This window comes from Aquirufa beregesia, from assembly GCF_011090385.1.
Taxonomy (GTDB): Bacteria; Bacteroidota; Bacteroidia; order Cytophagales; family Spirosomataceae; genus Aquirufa; species Aquirufa beregesia.
In genome coordinates this window covers 16,508-34,925 of the sequence record NZ_SEWW01000011.1, presented here as the reverse complement: position 1 = coordinate 34,925, position 18,418 = coordinate 16,508, and the positions used below count along the sequence as shown (strand labels likewise).

Below are 18,418 nucleotides of genomic sequence, written 5' to 3'. Positions count from 1 at the left end.
ATTAAATCGAGAAAAATCTATGATACCTAAAAGATTGCTCCTTCTATTTTCTCTACTGTTCTCCTTTAGCCTCTCCGCCCAAAAGTTCAGTCATGCGGATAGTTTGCGGGGCAGTTTACGGCCTGCGCGTACTTCCTATGATGTACTGCATTATGATTTGAAAGTGAAGGTTGACCTGGAGAAAACCTACATCACCGGTTCTAATGTCATTCAATTTGTGGTGAAGGAAAAGACGCAACAAATCCAAGTGGACTTATTCCAAAACTTGAGCATTGACCAAATTGTATTTGAAAACAAAGCCTTAAAATACCGTCGTGATGGCAATGCCATTTTCATTGATTTTCCAAGAACACTCCTCGTAAAACAAAAACACCAGATACTTATTTCCTACCAAGGCCAACCTCGTAAAGCGGTGCGTCCACCATGGGATGGTGGTTTTTCTTGGACCAAAGACCCCGCAGGTAAACCTTGGGTAACCGTTTCATGTGAAGGCCTAGGTGCTTCTGTTTGGTGGCCTTGTAAAGATCACCCAGGTGATGAACCAGCATCCATGGATATCCGCATTGAAGCTCCCAAAGGCCTAATGGCCGTATCTAATGGAAATCTAGTGGCCAGTACACCCACGCCCTTTGGTACAGAATACCATTGGAAAGTACAATATCCCATCAATACCTACAATGTGTCTGTCAACATAGCCGACTATGCCCATTGGTCAGAAAAAATGATTCAACTGAATGGCAAGCCCTTGGATTTGGATTATTATGTCCTTCAAAGTAATGCCGAAATAGCCAAAAAACATTTTCAGCAAACGCCGGAAATGCTGCGCATTTTTGAAAAATACTTTGGCCCATACCCTTTTCCCAAAGATGGTTATGCGCTGGTAGAAACGGATTATTGGGGCATGGAGCATCAAAGTGCCGTGGCCTATGGCAACCATTACAAAAACAATAATTATGGCTTTGATTTCATCATCGTGCATGAATCTGCCCATGAATGGTTTGGGAATTCCATCTCTTGTACCGATCATGCTGACCTGTGGATTCATGAAGCCTTAGGAACCTATGCCGAAGCCATTTATTTGGAAGAAAAATCAGGTAAAGATCAAGCTCAGTCCTATTTGAACGGACAAAAAAACAACATCAAAAATCGCTTTCCTATCATTGGCCCTTATGGCGTAAATTATCAAAGTCCTGATTCCGACATGTATTTCAAAGGTACATGGATGTTTCATACCTTACGGTCCATCGTGGCAGATGATAAGCTTTGGTTCAGCACCATCCAGGACTTTTGTTTGACCTTTTACCATAAAAACACCAATGCCGAGGAAGTGCTTAATTTCTTTGAAAAGAAGTTGAAACGAAACATGAAGTCCATCATGTCGTATTACCTGAATCGGGCGGATATTCCAACCTTAACGTATCAATTGAAAGAAGACAATGGGGTCTATACTTTACGCTATAAATGGAAAAATGTACCAGGGGAAATCGACTTACCTATTGAAATAAAACATAGCCAAGGATTAGGGGAAAGAATACATCCTACTGACACTTGGCAGCAAATAAAGTTGACCGAAGCACCCCAATGGGACTTTGAGCATTTTTTATTCCAAGTAGAAAAGCAAATTTAATCGGGGAATTCTGAACAAAAACCGCTATTTTTGCGCTCAATATTTAATAGCATCTTATGAAATTTGGCGTAGTAGTATTTCCTGGTTCCAATTGTGATGATGATACCGTTGGGGTCATTGAAAGTTTAGGTCATCAAGCTGTGAAGCTGTGGCATAAAGAAACCAGTCTTCAAAACTGTGATTTCATCATTTTACCGGGCGGATTCTCGTATGGCGACTACCTACGTTCGGGTGCCATTGCACGCTTTTCTCCGATCATGGACAATGTCATCAAGCATGCCAATGACGGAGGATATTTGATGGGTATTTGCAATGGCTTCCAAGTATTAGTGGAAGCTCATTTGTTGCCGGGCGTCTTATTGAGAAATAATTCACAAAAATTCATCTCAAAGAACATCTACTTAAAAACTGCCACGAATCAATCCTTGATTACGCAATCTTTAGACTTAAATAAAGCCTATAAAATACCTATTGCCCATGCAGAAGGCCGTTATTTCGCTGATGAAAAGACCTTGGAAGATTTAAAGGCCAATGACCAAATCTTATTCTACTATTGTGATGAAAATGGCCAAGTAAATGATGCGGCTAACCCGAATGGTAGTTTATTCAACATCGCGGGAATATGCAATGCTGGTCGTAATGTGATTGGCATGATGCCTCACCCAGAACGCGCTGCTGATCCAGATTTAGCCAATATCGATGGCTTGGAGATTTTGAAGCAACTGATTTTGTAAATTATGAATTATAAATTATTGATTATAAATGAAAGGCCCCGAAATTCGGGGCTTTTTTACTATTCAATATTTGGTATATTATTATTCTATTGGGGCTTATTGGTTCAGGTGAAACGATTTTCCATCATCTATATCTAATCACTAATTAAACCCTAATCATTTATAATCTATCATTTACAACTTACCTCAAATCATTCACCTCCACCCCAGGGTATTGCTTTTTGTCAAAGGTAAAGAACTTATCATCCAAGGATTTAGATTCAATTTTCAGCACTTTAAAGTTCTGTTTCTTCCCCGCTTTATTGATGATGGTCCATTCCTTTACCGCTTTGTCTGCTTTATTGATCTTGATGCTGATTTTCTGCATTTGTGCATTTTTAGACGTAGGCATCATGTCTACAGTAGCAATCGACCCTGCATCCCCAGCTAAGGATATTTTATAGGCTTTTTTATCAAAAGAATAAATCTTAGCAGGATTCAAATCATTATCTGCCGGATCAAAGGCCGATACGTTCACCTCATTGATTTCTTTGATGTAGGTGGATACTTCCTTGCCATTATTGAAAATCTCTTGTCCAGCAGTCTTTAAACGAAATTTGGTTCCTTTCACAGAAATGGATCCACTCATGGGAGCCCCGCCATCCGTGGCATAAGAAAAGCTAGCCGCAAAAGAGGACATCGCTTTATACTTTTTTTGCATCCCGTCAATGTAACTGATTGCTTTAGAAGCTTGTGCAAAACTGAAGGTACTAATACATACTCCGGCAATAATAGCTATAATTTTCTTCATGGTTATGTTATAAATTTCTCAAAATCTCTTCCAATTCTGTTTCACTTTTTACTAAGACATCACGGGCTTTGGAACCTCCAAATGAACCTACTATGCCTGCAGCTTCTAACTGATCAATCAATCTTCCAGCCCTATTATAGCCCAATTTTAATTTACGCTGGATCAAAGAAGTGGAACCTTGCTGATGCATCACCACCAATCGAGCTGCTTCATCAAAAAAGGAATCACGATTACTTAAATCCATATCTCCACGCTCTTGTCCTCCCGTTTCTTCTGAATCGGGTTCTGGTAATAAATAAGCCGAAGCATAGCCCTGCTGGTTGCCAATAAACTCACAAATCTCTTCTACTTCGGGGGTATCTACAAACGCACATTGTAAACGTATCACCTCAGAACCCATGGATAATAACATATCCCCTTGTCCCACCAATTGATCCGCTCCACTAGCATCCAGAATGGTTCTGGAGTCAATTTTCGACATCACTTTAAAGGATAAACGAGCGGGGAAGTTGGCTTTAATGGTTCCCGTAATCACATTGACCGATGGGCGCTGCGTGGCAACCACCAAGTGAATACCAATAGCTCGAGCTAATTGTGCCAAACGAGCAATCGGATGTTCCACCTCTTTTCCGGCGGTCAACATTAAGTCGGCCAACTCATCAATCACCAACACAATGTAGGGCATGAAGTCATGATCATTCGGATTCAAACGACGATTGATAAACTTCTGGTTGTATTCCTTGATATTACGACAGCCGGCATCTTTCAACTTATCATAACGCAAGTCCATTTCCTTACATAAGGAATTCAACGTACTCACTACCTTTTTGGTATCGGTGATAATCGCTTCTTCGGAATCGGGTAGACAAGCTAAGAAATGTCTTTCCAGCTTATTGAATAAGGACAACTCTACTTTCTTCGGGTCTACCAGTACAAACTTCAAGGTAGCTGGATGCTTCTTGTAGATGAGTGAGGTCAACAACATATTCAAACCAACGGACTTGCCTTGACCCGTAGCTCCGGCCATCAATAAGTGAGGCATTTTGGCTAAATCGGCCACAAAAATCTCATTGGAAATGGTCTTCCCTAAGGTAATAGGTAAGTCAAAATTCGACTTTTGGAATTTCTCTGAACCAATTACCGCTCGCACAGGCACCATTTCTCGGTTCTTGTTCGCTACTTCAATACCAATGGTATTCTTTCCTGGCATTTGGCCAATAATACGAACACCCATAGCGGCCAAGGAAAGCGATAAATCATCTTCCAAAGACGTAATCTTGCTTACTCGAACTCCTGCTTTAGGAACAATCTCATACAAAGTAACCGTAGGCCCAATGGTCGCTTCAATCTTGGAAATACCAATGCCATAGTACTGAAGTGTTTCTACAATCTTCTCCTTATTCTCTTTCAACTCATCCATGGTTACTTGAGTGGTCTGATTTTTCACATCATACTCTTTCAGTAAATCCAAGGTTGGGTATTGGTATTTGGGCAAATCAGCCGTAGGGTCATATAATCCAAACTGGGCCACTAAATCATTGGCCTTGGTTTCGGTAGTGAGTTCTTCCACCTCTTCTACAGGGGCATTAGGGTCTACTTCTGCTACCTTATAAGTGAAGGTCAAATCATCTTCAACAGGAGCCTCTGGTACTTCTTGTGTAGACAATTCCTCATCCAAGTCTAATTCTTCTACATCCGCGTTCCCTTTCAAAGGAGGAACTATGGGCCTAAATTTCTCGAGATCATCATTATCTACATGAATGCTCGGATCTTCATCAAATAAATCTTCCTCAAACAACGCATCCTCAGCATTGGGAACCAAGGGAGCTTGAGCGGCATCTTCCTTGCTAGGCACATCCGACAAAGCTTGCGCCTTAGGTTTAGGATTTAATTGATAGAATAATATAATGAAGACTAAACCTGTGAACAAAATCACAAAAATGGACATGTATCCAATCAGCTGATGCAGTTTCTCATTCAAGAAAAAGCCGACGCCTCCTCCTAATGAATGCGGTAAATCCAATTGGTATGATAAAAAACCAGCCACCAAACTGCCCCAAATCACATAGAAAAGAACTTGCCAAGATAGGCGATCCACCGAATATATTTCTTTTCTAAAACCAACCTTTAACGCTGATAATAAGAATAAGGGTATCAATAAAACGGATGACCAACCAAAGGTTCTAAACAAGAAGAAATGCGCAATTTTAGCGCCTAAAAGTCCGGCCAAATTTTTAACTGGGATATCCGATCCCTCAATCACTTCCAAAGTGCTACGTTCTACTTCACTTTGATCTGCCACACCCATGAAGAAGTTGGAAACAAAAGCAACCAACAATAAAACCCCTGTTAAAAATAAAAAACTGGCGACAATGAGACGGATACGGCCCGACAATTCACTCCTCTTTACAGATTCCTTGTTGCTATCCTTCTCAAAATTCAGTTGGAGGGTATTGCTAGGACTAGTAATCTTTTTGGCCATAAAGATGTAGGGTGAATGCTTTGTGTAAATTTCGCTTTTTTGATTCGATTTACAAAATCATTTTTATAGTCCTGATTGAATGATTCCCTGATTGATTTTTTTGACCAAACATGGCCCCTCATAGACAAAACCCGTATAAACCTGGACTAGACTTGCCCCTGCTCTCAACTTGTCCAAAGCATCCTCAGCAGAATGTATCCCTCCCACACCAATAATCGGTATTTTACCGTTTGAATGTTGGTATAAATAAGCAATTACTTCAGTAGATCGCTGGGTCAAAGGCTTACCACTCAGACCTCCCGTTTCTTGGGTTAAGCTAACATTTGAGTGCAATCCTTCTCTGGAAAGCGTCGTATTGGTGGCAATAATTCCTGCCAATTTCGTCTCTTGAACAATTTCCAAGACATCATCCAATTGCTCATTGGATAAATCTGGTGCTATTTTCAGTAAGATGGGTTTAGGACTAGGTTTAAGCGCATTCAGCGCTTGTAATCGACTCAGCAATTTCTTCAATGGCTCTTTCTCTTGTAAGTCGCGCAGATTGGGCGTGTTCGGAGAACTCACATTGACCACAAAATAATCCACCACATCAAATAATGCCTCAAATCCCAAGCAATAATCTTCTTCTGCCAATTCATTGGGCGTTACTTTATTCTTTCCCAAATTTCCTCCAACAATCACCCGTGAGGTCCTTTTAGCCAATCGGGCTTTCATAGCATCCAAACCTTCATTATTAAATCCCATCCGATTGATCAAAGCACTATCCGCTGGCAAACGAAACAATCGTGGCTGAGGATTGCCGTCCTGCGCTTTAGGAGTTACCGTCCCTACTTCAATAAATCCAAAACCCAGATTGGAAAACTCATCCACCAAGGAAGCATTTTTATCAAATCCTGCTGCCAGACCAACGGGGTTAGGAAATTGTATACCAAAAACCGTACGTGTTAATCGAGGATCTTCTAGCTGAAACAAAGAACGAAAGATGGATTTCACTCCAGGAATCTTCATCATCCAGCGTAAACTATCGGCCACAACATAATGAGCTTTTTCAGGACTCAACAAAAATAAGAGGGGCTTAATGATGGATTGATATATCATAGAAGAAATTTATTATACCTCAAAAATACAAAAATTGGGCTAGATAGAGGAAATTCTTCCCCATAAAATCCAAATTTTGTCTCCAATTTCAATTTTCTGCTTAGCTCAATTGCAACTCTTAAAAAAAAGGCTAATTTTAAATATCATTCAAAAAATCAAGCATTTAATAAAAACAAAAGCCTATGTTAAGCCGTGTTGCTAATTCCATTTATTGGATGAATCGATACATTGAAAGAGCGGATAATTATGCCCGCTTTATCTCTGTCAATTTCAACCTTGCTTTAGACCTTCCTCCCAATGTCCCTGAACAATGGGAACCGCTCATTGTGGCTACCGCCGATCATTTTAATTTCTTTGAGCATTATTCGGAGGCCAGTCGAGAGAACGTATTGCACTACATGACATTTGATATTAAAAATCCGAATTCCATCATTTCTTGTCTCTATTGCGCCCGTGAAAATGCTCGTACCATCCGGGAAAGTATTTCCAAAGAGATGTGGGAATATGTCAATCAAATCTATTGGAAAGTAAAAGACAAAGTGGAAGGCAGTAAAAACTGGGAAATCTCCCGTTACCAAGGCTTCTTAGAAGAAATCAAATCCGGCAGTCAATTGTTTTATGGCATTGTGGATTCCACCATTACCCGAGGTGAAGCTTGGCATTTTGGGCAATTGGGCAAGCTGCTAGAAAGGGCCGACAAAACCACGCGTTTTCTGGATGTGAAATATTTTACGCTTTTACCTGATGTCAATGAAATTGGTTCTCCTTTGGACTTATTACTCTGGTCTGCCGTGTTAAAATCGGTATCTGCTTACAACATGTTTCGTCAGCAGTACAAGGTGGTGAATCCAACGCACATTGTGGAGTTTTTGATTTTGGACAAAAACTTTCCTCGCTCGGTAGTGCATTGCTTGAAAGAAGCGCAAGTTTCTCTCTATGACATTTCAGGAACCTCATCCGACAATGGATTTTCGAATCCAGCCGAGAAGAAACTATCCAAACTCCTTTCAGAAGTGGAATTCACGGAAATTGATGATATTTTAAGTACAGGTCTACACCAATACTTAGATAATTTTCAGATCAAAAATAATGAGGTTGGAGAAACCATTTTCAATACCTATTTTGACCTAAAACCGGTCAACTAAGCCTTGGCTTAGTTTAAAATTTGTATTTTTGCGCACATTTTTGATTTGCATCTCATGACATTTTGCCTAGGAATTAAGGTTAAAGAAGGTTTAGTAGCCATTGCCGACACGCGTATTACAGCCGGAAACGAAGTTTACTCGAATAAGAAAATATCCATACACGAAGTACAAAAGCATAGCTTATTTATCATGACGGCTGGTTTACGCTCCGTACGTGATAAAGCAGTCACGTATTTTAATCAAGCCATAGAAAAGGAAGAAGCTAGCTATGATTTTATGTTTGAAGCGGCAACGGCCTTTGGCAATATGCTGAAAAAAGTAGCTTCCGAAGATCGCGATTCGCTGGAAAAAGAAGGATACCATTTTAATCTCCATGCCCTAGTGGGAGGACAAATGTGCCAAGATAAAGAACATAAGCTCTTTTTGATTTTCCCAGAAGGGAATTGGATTGAAATCAATGAAGGATTGAAATATCAAATCATTGGTAATTCCAATTATGGTAAGCCTTTGCTAAACCGTAATCTTACGGCAGAAACGTCCTTAAAAGATGCCTTAAAAATGGGTTTTCTTTCCTTTGATGCCACGCAAGTAAGTTCCAATGACGTGGATTATCCGATCGACGTGGTGGTATATGAAAAAAATAGTTTTCATGCCAAAGAGATTCGATTATCCAAAGAAGACATGCAAAACATTTCGGATGATTGGAACATCGCTTTGCGTAAGTCTTTGGAAGGAATCGACGAAAAATGGATGGAAAACCTCATTTCTCTTAGCCCCAAGCCTGCATGATCGCACACATTCAACACCGTTTGAATTATCGATATAGTGAACTCGTGACACTAGATCCGCATGTCTTGTATTTACATCCCAGGAAAAGTTCCATGCTGTCCGTTAATTCCATCAGCCTAGACATCCAACCACTGCCTGTCCAAATTTCAAAAAACCTGGACCCAGAAGGGAACATTCAAAATATTTTGTATTTCAAGCAGCCCACAGAGCACTTAAGCATATACATGGAAGCGGTAGTGGAAACCACCGAATTTAACCCCTTTGATTTTGTGTACTTTCCTTTTGAAAGTCAAAAACTGCCCCTTCAATACAGTCCGAGTTACCAAAGAACATTAAGTCCTTATTTAACGCAAGATGCTATCAGCCCTGATATAGATGCCTGTGCCCAGCAATTAGCCAAGGCTGTCCTTTGGGATACTTCCGCGTTTTTATCGGCGGTCAATGAATTTATATTCCAAAACTTTGCTTACGAAATTCGAGAAGAAGGGGCTCCGCATAGTCCTGAAGTAACCTTACAAAATAGAAAAGGCTCTTGTCGAGATTATGCCGTATTATTTGCTGCCCTCTGCCGAGCGATGGGTCTTGCCACGCGCTTTGTTTCCGGCTATTACATTGGGGTTGCCCCAGTGGATGTACCGAATCAAACACACCATTTACATGCTTGGGTGGAAGTCTATTTACCAGGCGGTGGCTGGAGAGGCTATGATCCAACCCAACATGAGGTAGTCTCAGGAAATCATATTCCTTTAGCAGCCTCTTGCCTGCCAGAAGAAATTACACCTGTCTATGGCACCTACCGAGGTATCGCCATTTCCAGTTTAGAAACGGAAGTTAAGATTGAAAGAATCTAGCCGACCAATAATTGGGCTAATAGATAATCTGCAATTAATACCGCAATACAGGAGTTGGTCACAGCGGCAGTACTTGCTTTTCCTACTTCATAAGCTCCTCCTTTGGTATAAAAACCTTGAAATGAGGCAATGGAAGCAATCAAGAAAGCAAACACGACTGATTTTACTAAGGCAAAAAACATGTAGTTTCCTTTGAATTGAAACTGAATACCATGAATGTATTCCTGTGGAGAAATGGCTCCTGTCAGCCAACCTGCGATATATCCGCCATAAATACCCAAGAAACAAGCTAACGTAACTAACATAGGAAAGGTAATTATGGAAGCTAAAATTTTAGGTAATACCAAATAGGACTGAGAATTGATTCCCATGACCTCCAAGGCATCAATTTGCTCAGTAATGCGCATAGTGCCTAATTGACCAGCAATGCTGGACCCTACTTTACCACTTAGCACGACACAGGTGATTGTTGGGCCTAATTCCAATAAGGTGGAATCGCGTACAATCAAACTAATGATATACTGCGGAACAAAAGGATTGTCCATATTGGCAGCGGTTTGAACGCAAGTAACTGCCCCTAAAAAGGAGGCTACAATCGTTACAATCAACAAGGAGTTGATCCCAATATCCATACATTCCTGAATCACTAAAGATACATAGACCCTAAATTTCTCAGGATTTGTAAAAAGCTTACCAAGGAAGATTAAATATTTGCCTAATTTTGACATGCGTTGGATTAATTGAGCGCAATAAGACTCAAATATAATGAACAAAACGGTAGTAATCAGCGGAGGTAGTCAGGGAATTGGCAAAGCTTTAGTGAAAAAATTCATCTCGGAAGGATTTAACACCTTTACCTGCTCCCGTAAAGTCGCTAGTTTAGCCGCTTTAAGCGAGGAATTAAACAGTCCTTTGCTACATACTTTTGTGGCTGATGTCAGTCAAAAAGATCAAACTCAAGCCTTTGCTCAATTCGTTTTACAGCATAGCTCCCAAGTGGATGTTTTAATCAATAATGCGGGATTTTTTCTTCCAGGCCAAATTCAAAATGAGGAGGAAAATGTGCTGGAGCGACAAATTGAAACCAATTTGTATTCTGCGTACCATTTGACGAGGGCCTTATTACCTAACTTTCAAGCCCAGCAATCGGGACATATTTTTACCATTTGTTCTACCGCTTCGATTACGGCTTATACCCAAGGTGGCTCCTACTGCATCAGTAAATTTGCCCTACTAGGTTTCACCAAAGTGTTGAGAGAAGAATTAAAGACCCAAGGCATCAAAGTGACGGCCATTCTACCAGGGGCAACATTGACTCCTTCTTGGGATGGAGTCAATTTACCAGCAAGTCGATTTATTCCAGCAGAGGATATAGCCTCCACCATTTGGGCGGCTTATCAAATGGCCCCTTCTACCGTTTTAGAAGAAATTTTAATTCGTCCACAACTAGGAGATATTGATTTAGACTAATGAAACAAGTATTTAGCGCTACTTATACCTTAGAAGATTTACCCACTGTGGTAAAAGATTGGATAGCAATAAGCTCTCAATTCCCTTCCGTTTATCTATTTAGAGGACAGATGGGTGCAGGAAAGACGACTTTAATCAAGGAAATAGGTAAACAATTGGGCGTTTTGCAATCGGTCCAAAGCCCTACCTTTTCTTTGGTCAATGAATACCAAAACGCGGCTGGTGATATCATCTATCACTTTGACCTATACCGATTGAAAAATGTTCGAGAAGCTTTGGACATTGGTATTGAAGAATACCTAGATTCTGGTCATCTTTGTTTGATTGAATGGCCGGAGCAAGCCGAAGCCTTGTGGGATTTTCCACATATCGAAATAAATATTAGTACCCAAGATGAAAAGCACCGTCATCTTACAGCAATTTGGCACGAATGATGGAATCTAATCCTTTTCAAGAATTATTAGCACAACAAGGCATTATGCCCATGGAGGCGATGGCTTGGACCAAACAAAATGCACGTAGTATCTTGATTGGTATACCGAAAGAACATGCCAAATACGAAAACCGAATCGCATTAAGTCCACATGCCGTTCAATTATTGGTTGCCAATGGCCATGAAGTAGTATTAGAAAAATCGGCTGGAGAGCGGTCGGGCTTTTCAGATGCCGATTATTTATTAGCAGGAGCTTCCGTTACGGAAGATATTGCACAAGTTTGGCAATCACCCTTGGTGATTAAAATCAGCCCACCCAGCGAAAAGGAAATTGAGCTAATGAAAGTGGGCAATTGCCTCATTTCTTGTGCCTCCTACCATCATTTGTCGGTGGAAATCATCGATAAATTAATCCAAAAGAAAATACTGGCCATCGGTTTGGAATATGCAGAAGATAATGGGGGAGGCTTTCCATTTGTGAAAATCATGGCAGAAATAGCCGGGCAATTAATACTGCCTATAGCCTCTGACATATTACGCAAGGAACATCAGCCTGGTATTTTATTGGGCAATGTAACGGGCGTACCACCCTGCAAAATGGTGCTTCTGGGATCAGGGCAAGTGGTGGAACAAGCGGCACGGGCAGCATGGCATGCGGGCATTCAAGTACAAGTATTCGATAAAGACATCTATAAATTACAGCGTTTGAAGCAAAGTTTAGGCTTTCCTCTCATCACCCAAGTGATTGATTCAGAAAACTTACCAAAAGCCTTGCAAGAAGCTCAAGTAATTGTGGGCGCCTTACGTTCAGATAGCGGTATCACGCCTTGCATTGTGACGGAGGAGATGGTGAGCAAGCTGAAAGAAGGCACGTTAATCATGGATGTATGCATTGACCAAGGTGGGTGTTTTGAAACATCGTTTACCACCAATTTGGGCAATCCCACTTTTACCAAACATGGGGTCATCCATTATTGTGTGCCCAACATCCCTTCCCAAGTGAGTCAAACCGCCAGTTTGGCTATCAGCAATTTAATTACTTCTTTTTTACTGAAAGCAGGAAAAACGGGTGGAGTAGAAGAAATGCTTTGGCAAGGAAAATCCTTCATGAAGGGCGTCTATGCGTATAAAGGTTACATCACTCATCCCATGATAGGCAAGCTATTTCATAAAGCTGTCAAAGACATCCAATTATTATTACTAAGTAAAAGTTAACATTATGATTGAAGATTATCAAGCCCTTTCCAACGCACCCAACTCCCCAGACTTGAATGGCAAGTACTTGGGTCTAATTTCCAGTGATTTCATCTTGGTATCTGAACTCTTGAAGGAGGCTTCCTATCAAATCAAGAAAAGAGGCTTTTCGGATTTTCCTGTTTTTGTTACTTCTCAAAGACCCATTGAAATTGGTCAAAAGCTGATTGGTGTCAATGAAATGAATGGTAATAAATGGAATTACCACGCTTCTACTTTAGAGGAATTTCTTCAAAGAGGTTTGGTTTCCGAAGAAAACAAAGAATTATTTGTTCAAAATTACAAGGACATTGAAGAATTCGCTTGCCTTTTCGTGGTCGATGGCCAGTTTACTAATTTTGTGTTTATTCCGTTCCCGGAGGAAATGTAGAAATTAGTTCTTAGTGTTTAGTTATTAGGTATTAGTGTCTTTTCCTGATATAGGTTGACATGGGGTTTATTAAATGCTTATTGTACATATTAACTAAGCTGCATCAATACTACCACGGTATTTCTTTTTTTTCATAAAAAAAGAAACAAAAAAAACAGAAGAAGGACGGTTAATCCCAAGACGAATTCCGCTGCGCAGAACCGATTGTCTCTCCGCTTACGGCTTTAATCTTTGACGCCATCGCACACGGCCTATGCGCAGGGTCAAATATCCGCCTGCCGCTTCGCTCAAGCTCCGTTCCAATCTTTCGTTGGGATTAACCTTCTTAATAGGGATTAGAGGTTAGTTATTAGAATCTAGAATTTTTGAGAGAAAATACCGTCGGTCAGCACGAGCGAAAGGTGATGAACGCAGCGGTAGACGAGGTTTTGACCTCAGCATGGGCGATGTGCGTCGGCGTCAAAAATATAGGCGCTAGCGGAGAGAATCACGGTTCCGCAAAGCGGAATTCGCCTTGGCTGAACGACAAAAAAAGAAGTTTTTTTGTTTCTTTTTTTTCAAAAAAAGAAAAGCCTTAGTAAATGATGAAATGGTAAATGGTGAATTATAAATGGGTTAATGTGAATGCCTGAATGACGTTGACCGTTTTATGCCACTTATACTTGATTCATATTCAAGTACTTTAGTTGTTTAGCCTATAGCTTGATTTAAATTTAGTAGTTTTTTCTCAAAAGCAATAGGTGTCATTTTATTTAATCCAATATGAGGCTTTTCTAGATTATAGAGTGATACTGCTCGGTCAACTTCCTTGACCAGCATTTCGAAATTATGGATGTTACGATGCCGTAAATAATTGTTTTTTATGATGCCATTGATTCGTTCCGCTTTACCATTCTCCCAAGGATACTTACACATACTGTTTTTAATTCCTCGTTTTTGAGTAATACGTAAAAACTCCTTGGCATAATATTGTCCACCTCCGTCGGAGTGAAGTATTAAATCATCAAATCTCCTCTGTTTTCGAAGCTTGATGGCCATTTGTAAGGCTGGAATGGTGGTATGAGTTGTCAACAGTCTTTTAGAGGTGTGATGGCCTACGATATGACGAGTATAGGCATCTATGATAAAAGTGAGGTAATAATAAATCTCATTGACTTGATAATAACTAATGTCACTCTGCCAATATTGATCTACCCGACTTGGTTTTTGATGCATCAATAAATTCTCAAATCGAATCACTCCTTGACTGTCTGTTGTCTTGATGAAGGAGAGTATTCGAGGTCTAGTTAAATGCTGTTGCTTACAAAATACCTCAAAAAGATCTCGTCCCATCATCTGCTGATGATGAGGTTTAATCATATAATACAAGTAGCGTATAGCCATGGTGGGGTGTTCTTCTCTAATTTTGTCAATGGTCTTTAATAGGTGTTGCTCTACATATTCCTGTTTAAGTTGCCGATTTAACTGTTGATGTACGGCTTGCTTACTCATACCAAGACTTCGATATAATTCATTCAAACTGAAGGGATGTTTTTCTCGGGTAAGCCAGTAGTATCTAAGGGTTTTGAATCGAATTTTTTTTTAATGTCAACCCCATAAGCCTGCTCGGCTAGATCAATCATTTTATCCTTAAAATCAAGTAGAATTTGCTTCTGACCTACAATACGCTCTAGTTCAGCCACTTTTTTCTTGAGTAGTAACAATTCTTGTGTATCACTCTGTGTTTCTACTATGACTCGAGTCTTGTTGGTTTTCATGATACCAAATTTAGAAATCCATTTGTACACGTTGGTTCCAGATACTTCGTATTGCTTACAAATTTCTGAAACACGAGTTCGACCTTGTTCTATTTCTCGAACTTTCTCAATTTTAAAACTATCACTAAAATGACGGAGCCGTCTTTGTGACACACTTTGAAGATATGATTTTTTGTTTGCCATGGATAATAGATTTTATGTTTAAAATTTTACTTTTAAACGGTCAACCTATTTCAGGCATTGACATAATATTCAATTTTCTTTATTTAATTGACATTTTTGGATTAAAACGTTCTTTGGATTTTCTTTTTTTCATAAAAAAAGAAACAAAAAAAACAGAAGAAGGACGGTTAATCCCAAGACGAATTCCGCTGCGCGGAACCGATTGTCTCTCCGCTTACGGCTTTAATCTTTGACACTTACACACATGGCCTATGCTCAAGGTCAAATATTCGCCTGCCGCTTCGCTCAAGCTCCGTTCCAATCTTTCGTTGGGATTAACCTTCTTAATAGGGATTAGAGGTTAGTTATTAGAATCTAGAATTTTTGAGAGAAAATACCGTCGGTCAGCACGAGCGAAAGGTGATGAACGCAGCGGTAGACGAGGTTTTGACCTTGAGCATGGGCGATGTGCGTCGGCGTCAAAAATATAGGCGCTAGCGGAGAGAATCACGGTTCCGCAAAGCGGAATTCGCCTTGGCTGGACGACAAAAAATGAAGTTTTTTTGTTTCTTTTTTTTCAAAAAAAGAAATGCCTTGGGAATTGATGTTCCGTAAAATTGAATAGTTTAATGATTCATTTACTAACTGCATTTTTTTACTAATACTTTCTTTGGCATTTCTTTTTTTTCATAAAAAAAGAAACAAAAAAAACAGAAGAAGGACGGTTAATCCCAAGACGAATTCCGCTGCGCAGAACCGATTGTCTCTCCGCTTACGGCTTTAATCTTTGACGCCATCGCACACGGCCTATGCGCAGGGTCAAATATCCGCCTGCCGCTTCGCTCAAGCTTCGTTCCAATCTTTCGTTGGGATTAACCTTTCAATCTAGAATGAAGAATTTTATGAAAATGAGAATAGCGTCGTCCAGCTCCAGCGAAATGTGATGAACGAAGCGGTAGACGAGGTTTTGACCTCAGCATGGGCGATGCGCGTCGGCGTCAAAAATATAGGCGCTAGCGGAGAGAATCACGGTTTCGCAAAGCGAAATTCGCCTTGGCTGGACAACAAAAAAAGAAGTTTTTTTGTTTCTTTTTTTTCAAAAAAAGAAAAGCCTTAGTAAATGATGAAATGGTAAATGGTGAATTATAAATGGGTTAATATTCAATTTTCTTTATTTAATTGACATTTTTGGATTAAAACGTTCTTTGGATTTTCTTTTTTTTATAAAAAAAGAAAGGCCTTAGTAATTAATTTTACTTATAATGGATGATCTCTTCAATTTTATAACCAATCACATTTTCTTACTTTAACTTTCTTTGGCATTTCTTTTTTTTCATAAAAAAAGAAACAAAAAAAACAGAAGAAGGACGGTTAATCCCAAGACGAATTCCGCTGCGCAGAACCGATTGTCTCTCCGCTTACGTCTTTAATCTTTGACGCCATCGCACACGGCCTATGCGCAGGGTCAAATATCCGCCTGCCGCTTCGCTCAAGCTTCGTTCCAATCTTTCGTTGGGATTAACCTTCTTAATAGGGATTAGAGGTTAGTTATTAGAATCTAGAATTTTTGAGAGAAAATACCGTCGGTCAGCACGAGCGAAAGGTGATGAACGCAGCGGTAGACGAGGTTTTGACCTCAGCATGGGCGATGTGCGTCGGCGTCAAAAATATAGGCGCTAGCGGAGAGAATCACGGTTCCGCAAAGCGGAATTCGCCTTGGCTGAACGACAAAAAAAGAAGTTTTTTTGTTTCTTTTTTTTCAAAAAAAGAAAAGCCTTAGTAAATGATGAAATGGTAAATGGTGAATTATAAATGGGTTAATATTCAATTTTCTTTATTTAATTGACATTTTTGGATTAAAACGTTCTTTGGATTTTCTTTTTTTTTATAAAAAAAGAAATGCCTTGGTAATTGTAACACGATAAGGTGAATTGAAATTATTTGTATTTTGAATAAAGAATAGGCTAATCTATTATTTGCAAAATGACCTCAAAATCATTTATAATTTATCATTTCCTCTCTACATTCTCTTATTCAGCGGATGAAAATCCCGCACCATCTGACTTAAATAAGCGCGGTCTAAATGGGTATAAATTTCTGTTGTTAAAATGGATTCATGGCCGAGCATTTCTTGCACAGCACGAAGATCAGCTCCCCCTTCAATTAAATGCGTGGCAAAGGAATGTCGGAAGGTATGTGGACTAATGGATTTTTCAATGCCCGCTTTGGCAGCTAGGTCTTTACAAATAATAAAAACCATCACCCGGCTCAAGGACCCTCCTCGCCTATTTAAGAAGACAACATTCAAGGCCTCTTTTTTGACTGAAATTTGTGACCGTACCGACTCCAAGTAGATTTTCAAATAATGAAAAGCATCCTTGCCTGCTGGCACCAATCTTTCCTTATCTCCTTTCCCCCGCACTTTCAAAAAACCAATATCCTCGTAAACATCCGTCAATTTCAAATTGGTCAACTCGGAAACCCGCATGCCAGCTCCATACAACATTTCCAACATGGCCCGATTGCGCACTCCCTCGGGGGTCGACATATCATTTTGTTCCAAAATCTGATTGATTTCATCAAAAGAAAGAGTATCTGGGAGTTTCCGGCCTTGCTGAGGACTCTTAATATGCAAAGTGGGATCTTGCTGAATGCTGCCTTCAAATTGAAGAAAATGAAAGAAAGAGCGAATGCCCGACAAGCACCTAGCTTGTGTACTTGCCTCGATACCCAGTCCGTGTAAATCCTTCAAAAATGCTAATAGATGTACTTCTTGAACTTCCGCTATGGGGAGATCATCTCCGAAACTGCTAGCCAAATAAGTGGCTAATTTAGTGACATCCCGCAAGTAAGCCTCATGCGAATGGCCGGACAAGCCTCGCTCTATCTTTAAATAGTTTCCAAACGAACGTATTTCCTTTTCCCACATGGGCTTTTTATTGAAACAAACATGTAAATTTAGAAGAATTACGTAATTTTAAGCCTTGACGGACGTTTTAAAATCCGTAGATGTAAGCAAAACCCATTGGTATGGTACGACAAAAAATATTGATCCTAAACGGGCCCAATTTGAACCTATTAGGAACGAGAGAACCAGAAATTTACGGTCATCAGACCTTTGAACAATACCTAGAAGTACTGAAGGATAAATTCGGAAAGGAATTGGAATTGGAATATTTTCAATCCAATAGCGAAGGCGCCATGATCAGCAAATTACATGAAGTGGGTTTTTCCTATGATGGTATCTTGTTGAATGCAGGTGGATACACACATACTTCCATCGCTTTGGCAGATGCTGTTTCAGCTATTTCTACCCCCGTGATTGAAGTGCATATCTCCAATGTTCATGCCCGTGAATCTTTTCGTGCGCATTCTTACTTGAGTCCAAAATGCAAAGGAAGCATCATTGGTTTTGGATTGAGAAGTTATGATTTAGGCCTATACTCCTTTATTTAA

The 18,418-nt window shown here is 39.9% G+C and carries 18 protein-coding genes; 11 read left to right on the top strand and 7 right to left on the bottom strand.

The window, feature by feature from the left end:
* The first annotated feature begins 19 nt into the window (after nt 1-19).
* Entirely contained in the window at nt 20-1,627 is a 1,608-nt protein-coding gene (locus tag EWU23_RS13220) for a M1 family metallopeptidase (RefSeq protein ID WP_166232989.1), read from the top strand.
* 56 nt (nt 1,628-1,683) lie between these two features.
* Nucleotides 1,684-2,361 carry a phosphoribosylformylglycinamidine synthase I gene (purQ, locus tag EWU23_RS13215; protein ID WP_166232987.1) on the top strand — a complete coding sequence of 226 codons (678 nt, stop codon included), beginning with the start codon at nt 1,684-1,686 and terminating at the stop codon, nt 2,359-2,361.
* A 181-nt stretch (nt 2,362-2,542) separates the two neighbouring features.
* Here purQ and EWU23_RS13210 read toward each other — a convergent pair whose 3' ends face one another.
* The 3 genes from EWU23_RS13210 to EWU23_RS13200 form a co-directional block, all read right to left on the bottom strand.
* Nucleotides 2,543-3,151, bottom strand: coding sequence for a LolA family protein (locus tag EWU23_RS13210; RefSeq protein ID WP_166232985.1), 609 nt, complete (start codon nt 3,149-3,151; stop codon nt 2,543-2,545).
* Between the two features lie 7 nt (nt 3,152-3,158).
* Nucleotides 3,159-5,633, bottom strand: coding sequence for an FtsK/SpoIIIE family DNA translocase (locus tag EWU23_RS13205; protein ID WP_166232983.1), 2,475 nt, complete (start codon nt 5,631-5,633; stop codon nt 3,159-3,161).
* Nucleotides 5,634-5,696: 63 nt separating this feature from the next.
* Nucleotides 5,697-6,728: a quinone-dependent dihydroorotate dehydrogenase gene (locus EWU23_RS13200; RefSeq protein ID WP_166233047.1), complete on the bottom strand. Its 1,032-nt coding sequence runs from the start codon at nt 6,726-6,728 to the stop codon at nt 5,697-5,699.
* Nucleotides 6,729-6,913: 185 nt separating this feature from the next.
* On the opposite strand from EWU23_RS13200, the gene EWU23_RS13195 reads away from it, so the two are divergent.
* From EWU23_RS13195 to EWU23_RS13185, 3 genes are read left to right on the top strand one after another with little or no spacing between them, the layout of a single operon-like run.
* Nucleotides 6,914-7,876: an alpha-E domain-containing protein gene (locus EWU23_RS13195; RefSeq protein ID WP_166232981.1), complete on the top strand. Its 963-nt coding sequence runs from the start codon at nt 6,914-6,916 to the stop codon at nt 7,874-7,876.
* Nucleotides 7,877-7,930: 54 nt separating this feature from the next.
* Nucleotides 7,931-8,665, top strand: coding sequence for a peptidase (locus EWU23_RS13190; protein WP_166232979.1), 735 nt, complete (start codon nt 7,931-7,933; stop codon nt 8,663-8,665).
* Nucleotides 8,662-9,516, top strand: a complete 855-nt coding sequence (locus EWU23_RS13185; protein WP_166232977.1) for a transglutaminase family protein — start codon at nt 8,662-8,664, stop codon at nt 9,514-9,516. Before EWU23_RS13190 ends, EWU23_RS13185 begins: the two co-directional genes overlap by 4 nt.
* Here EWU23_RS13185 and EWU23_RS13180 read toward each other — a convergent pair.
* Entirely contained in the window at nt 9,513-10,244 is a 732-nt protein-coding gene (locus EWU23_RS13180; RefSeq protein ID WP_166232975.1) for an MlaE family ABC transporter permease, read from the bottom strand. The two genes, EWU23_RS13185 and EWU23_RS13180, sit on opposite strands and share 4 nt — an antisense overlap.
* 37 nt (nt 10,245-10,281) lie before the next feature.
* On the opposite strand from EWU23_RS13180, the gene EWU23_RS13175 reads away from it, so the two are divergent.
* Genes EWU23_RS13175 through EWU23_RS13160 form a run of 4 tightly spaced genes read left to right on the top strand, consistent with a single transcriptional unit; the run spans nt 10,282 to nt 13,043 of the window.
* Nucleotides 10,282-10,986: an SDR family oxidoreductase gene (locus tag EWU23_RS13175; RefSeq protein WP_166232973.1), complete on the top strand. Its 705-nt coding sequence runs from the start codon at nt 10,282-10,284 to the stop codon at nt 10,984-10,986.
* Nucleotides 10,986-11,420 (top strand): tRNA (adenosine(37)-N6)-threonylcarbamoyltransferase complex ATPase subunit type 1 TsaE, encoded by a 435-nt coding sequence (tsaE, locus tag EWU23_RS13170; protein ID WP_166232971.1) that lies wholly within the window; start codon nt 10,986-10,988, stop codon nt 11,418-11,420. The genes EWU23_RS13175 and tsaE overlap by 1 nt, the downstream gene beginning before the upstream one ends.
* On the top strand, nt 11,417-12,634 hold the full coding sequence (locus EWU23_RS13165) for an alanine dehydrogenase (RefSeq protein ID WP_166232969.1): 1,218 nt from the start codon (nt 11,417-11,419) through the stop codon (nt 12,632-12,634). Before tsaE ends, EWU23_RS13165 begins: the two co-directional genes overlap by 4 nt.
* 4 nt (nt 12,635-12,638) lie before the next feature.
* Nucleotides 12,639-13,043 (top strand): hypothetical protein, encoded by a 405-nt coding sequence (locus tag EWU23_RS13160; protein ID WP_166232967.1) that lies wholly within the window; start codon nt 12,639-12,641, stop codon nt 13,041-13,043.
* 690 nt (nt 13,044-13,733) lie between these two features.
* On the opposite strand, the gene EWU23_RS13155 is transcribed toward EWU23_RS13160, so the two are convergent.
* Nucleotides 13,734-14,534: a DDE-type integrase/transposase/recombinase gene (locus tag EWU23_RS13155; RefSeq protein WP_166232965.1), complete on the bottom strand. Its 801-nt coding sequence runs from the start codon at nt 14,532-14,534 to the stop codon at nt 13,734-13,736.
* Nucleotides 14,535-14,557: 23 nt separating this feature from the next.
* Nucleotides 14,558-14,983, bottom strand: coding sequence for a transposase (locus EWU23_RS13150; RefSeq protein ID WP_166232963.1), 426 nt, complete (start codon nt 14,981-14,983; stop codon nt 14,558-14,560).
* Nucleotides 14,984-15,905: 922 nt separating this feature from the next.
* Here EWU23_RS13150 and EWU23_RS13145 point away from each other — a divergent pair.
* The gene (locus tag EWU23_RS13145; RefSeq protein WP_166232960.1) at nt 15,906-16,079 is read left to right on the top strand and encodes a hypothetical protein; all 174 of its coding nucleotides are present in this window, start codon (nt 15,906-15,908) and stop codon (nt 16,077-16,079) included.
* 903 nt (nt 16,080-16,982) lie between these two features.
* Here EWU23_RS13145 and xerD read toward each other — a convergent pair.
* Nucleotides 16,983-17,891 carry a site-specific tyrosine recombinase XerD gene (gene xerD / locus EWU23_RS13140; protein WP_166232958.1) on the bottom strand — a complete coding sequence of 303 codons (909 nt, stop codon included), beginning with the start codon at nt 17,889-17,891 and terminating at the stop codon, nt 16,983-16,985.
* 101 nt (nt 17,892-17,992) lie between these two features.
* Here xerD and aroQ point away from each other — a divergent pair, with 101 nt between their 5' ends.
* Nucleotides 17,993-18,418: a type II 3-dehydroquinate dehydratase gene (aroQ, locus tag EWU23_RS13135; RefSeq protein ID WP_166232956.1), complete on the top strand. Its 426-nt coding sequence runs from the start codon at nt 17,993-17,995 to the stop codon at nt 18,416-18,418.

Excerpts from the sequence above, each read along its gene's own strand:
- EWU23_RS13220 (WP_166232989.1), top strand. The coding sequence starts at position 20 with ATGATACCTAAAAGATTGCTCCTTCTATTTTCTCTACTGTTCTCCTTT.
- purQ (WP_166232987.1), top strand. The coding sequence starts at position 1,684 with ATGAAATTTGGCGTAGTAGTATTTCCTGGTTCCAATTGTGATGATGAT.
- EWU23_RS13210 (WP_166232985.1), bottom strand. The coding sequence starts at position 3,151 with ATGAAGAAAATTATAGCTATTATTGCCGGAGTATGTATTAGTACCTTC.
- EWU23_RS13205 (WP_166232983.1), bottom strand. The coding sequence starts at position 5,633 with ATGGCCAAAAAGATTACTAGTCCTAGCAATACCCTCCAACTGAATTTT.
- EWU23_RS13195 (WP_166232981.1), top strand. The coding sequence starts at position 6,914 with ATGTTAAGCCGTGTTGCTAATTCCATTTATTGGATGAATCGATACATT.
- EWU23_RS13190 (WP_166232979.1), top strand. The coding sequence starts at position 7,931 with ATGACATTTTGCCTAGGAATTAAGGTTAAAGAAGGTTTAGTAGCCATT.
- EWU23_RS13185 (WP_166232977.1), top strand. The coding sequence starts at position 8,662 with ATGATCGCACACATTCAACACCGTTTGAATTATCGATATAGTGAACTC.
- EWU23_RS13180 (WP_166232975.1), bottom strand. The coding sequence starts at position 10,244 with ATGTCAAAATTAGGCAAATATTTAATCTTCCTTGGTAAGCTTTTTACA.
- EWU23_RS13175 (WP_166232973.1), top strand. The coding sequence starts at position 10,282 with ATGAACAAAACGGTAGTAATCAGCGGAGGTAGTCAGGGAATTGGCAAA.
- tsaE (WP_166232971.1), top strand. The coding sequence starts at position 10,986 with ATGAAACAAGTATTTAGCGCTACTTATACCTTAGAAGATTTACCCACT.
- EWU23_RS13165 (WP_166232969.1), top strand. The coding sequence starts at position 11,417 with ATGATGGAATCTAATCCTTTTCAAGAATTATTAGCACAACAAGGCATT.
- EWU23_RS13160 (WP_166232967.1), top strand. The coding sequence starts at position 12,639 with ATGATTGAAGATTATCAAGCCCTTTCCAACGCACCCAACTCCCCAGAC.
- EWU23_RS13155 (WP_166232965.1), bottom strand. The coding sequence starts at position 14,534 with ATGAGTAAGCAAGCCGTACATCAACAGTTAAATCGGCAACTTAAACAG.
- EWU23_RS13150 (WP_166232963.1), bottom strand. The coding sequence starts at position 14,983 with ATGGCAAACAAAAAATCATATCTTCAAAGTGTGTCACAAAGACGGCTC.
- EWU23_RS13145 (WP_166232960.1), top strand. The coding sequence starts at position 15,906 with ATGAACGAAGCGGTAGACGAGGTTTTGACCTCAGCATGGGCGATGCGC.
- xerD (WP_166232958.1), bottom strand. The coding sequence starts at position 17,891 with ATGTGGGAAAAGGAAATACGTTCGTTTGGAAACTATTTAAAGATAGAG.
- aroQ (WP_166232956.1), top strand. The coding sequence starts at position 17,993 with ATGGTACGACAAAAAATATTGATCCTAAACGGGCCCAATTTGAACCTA.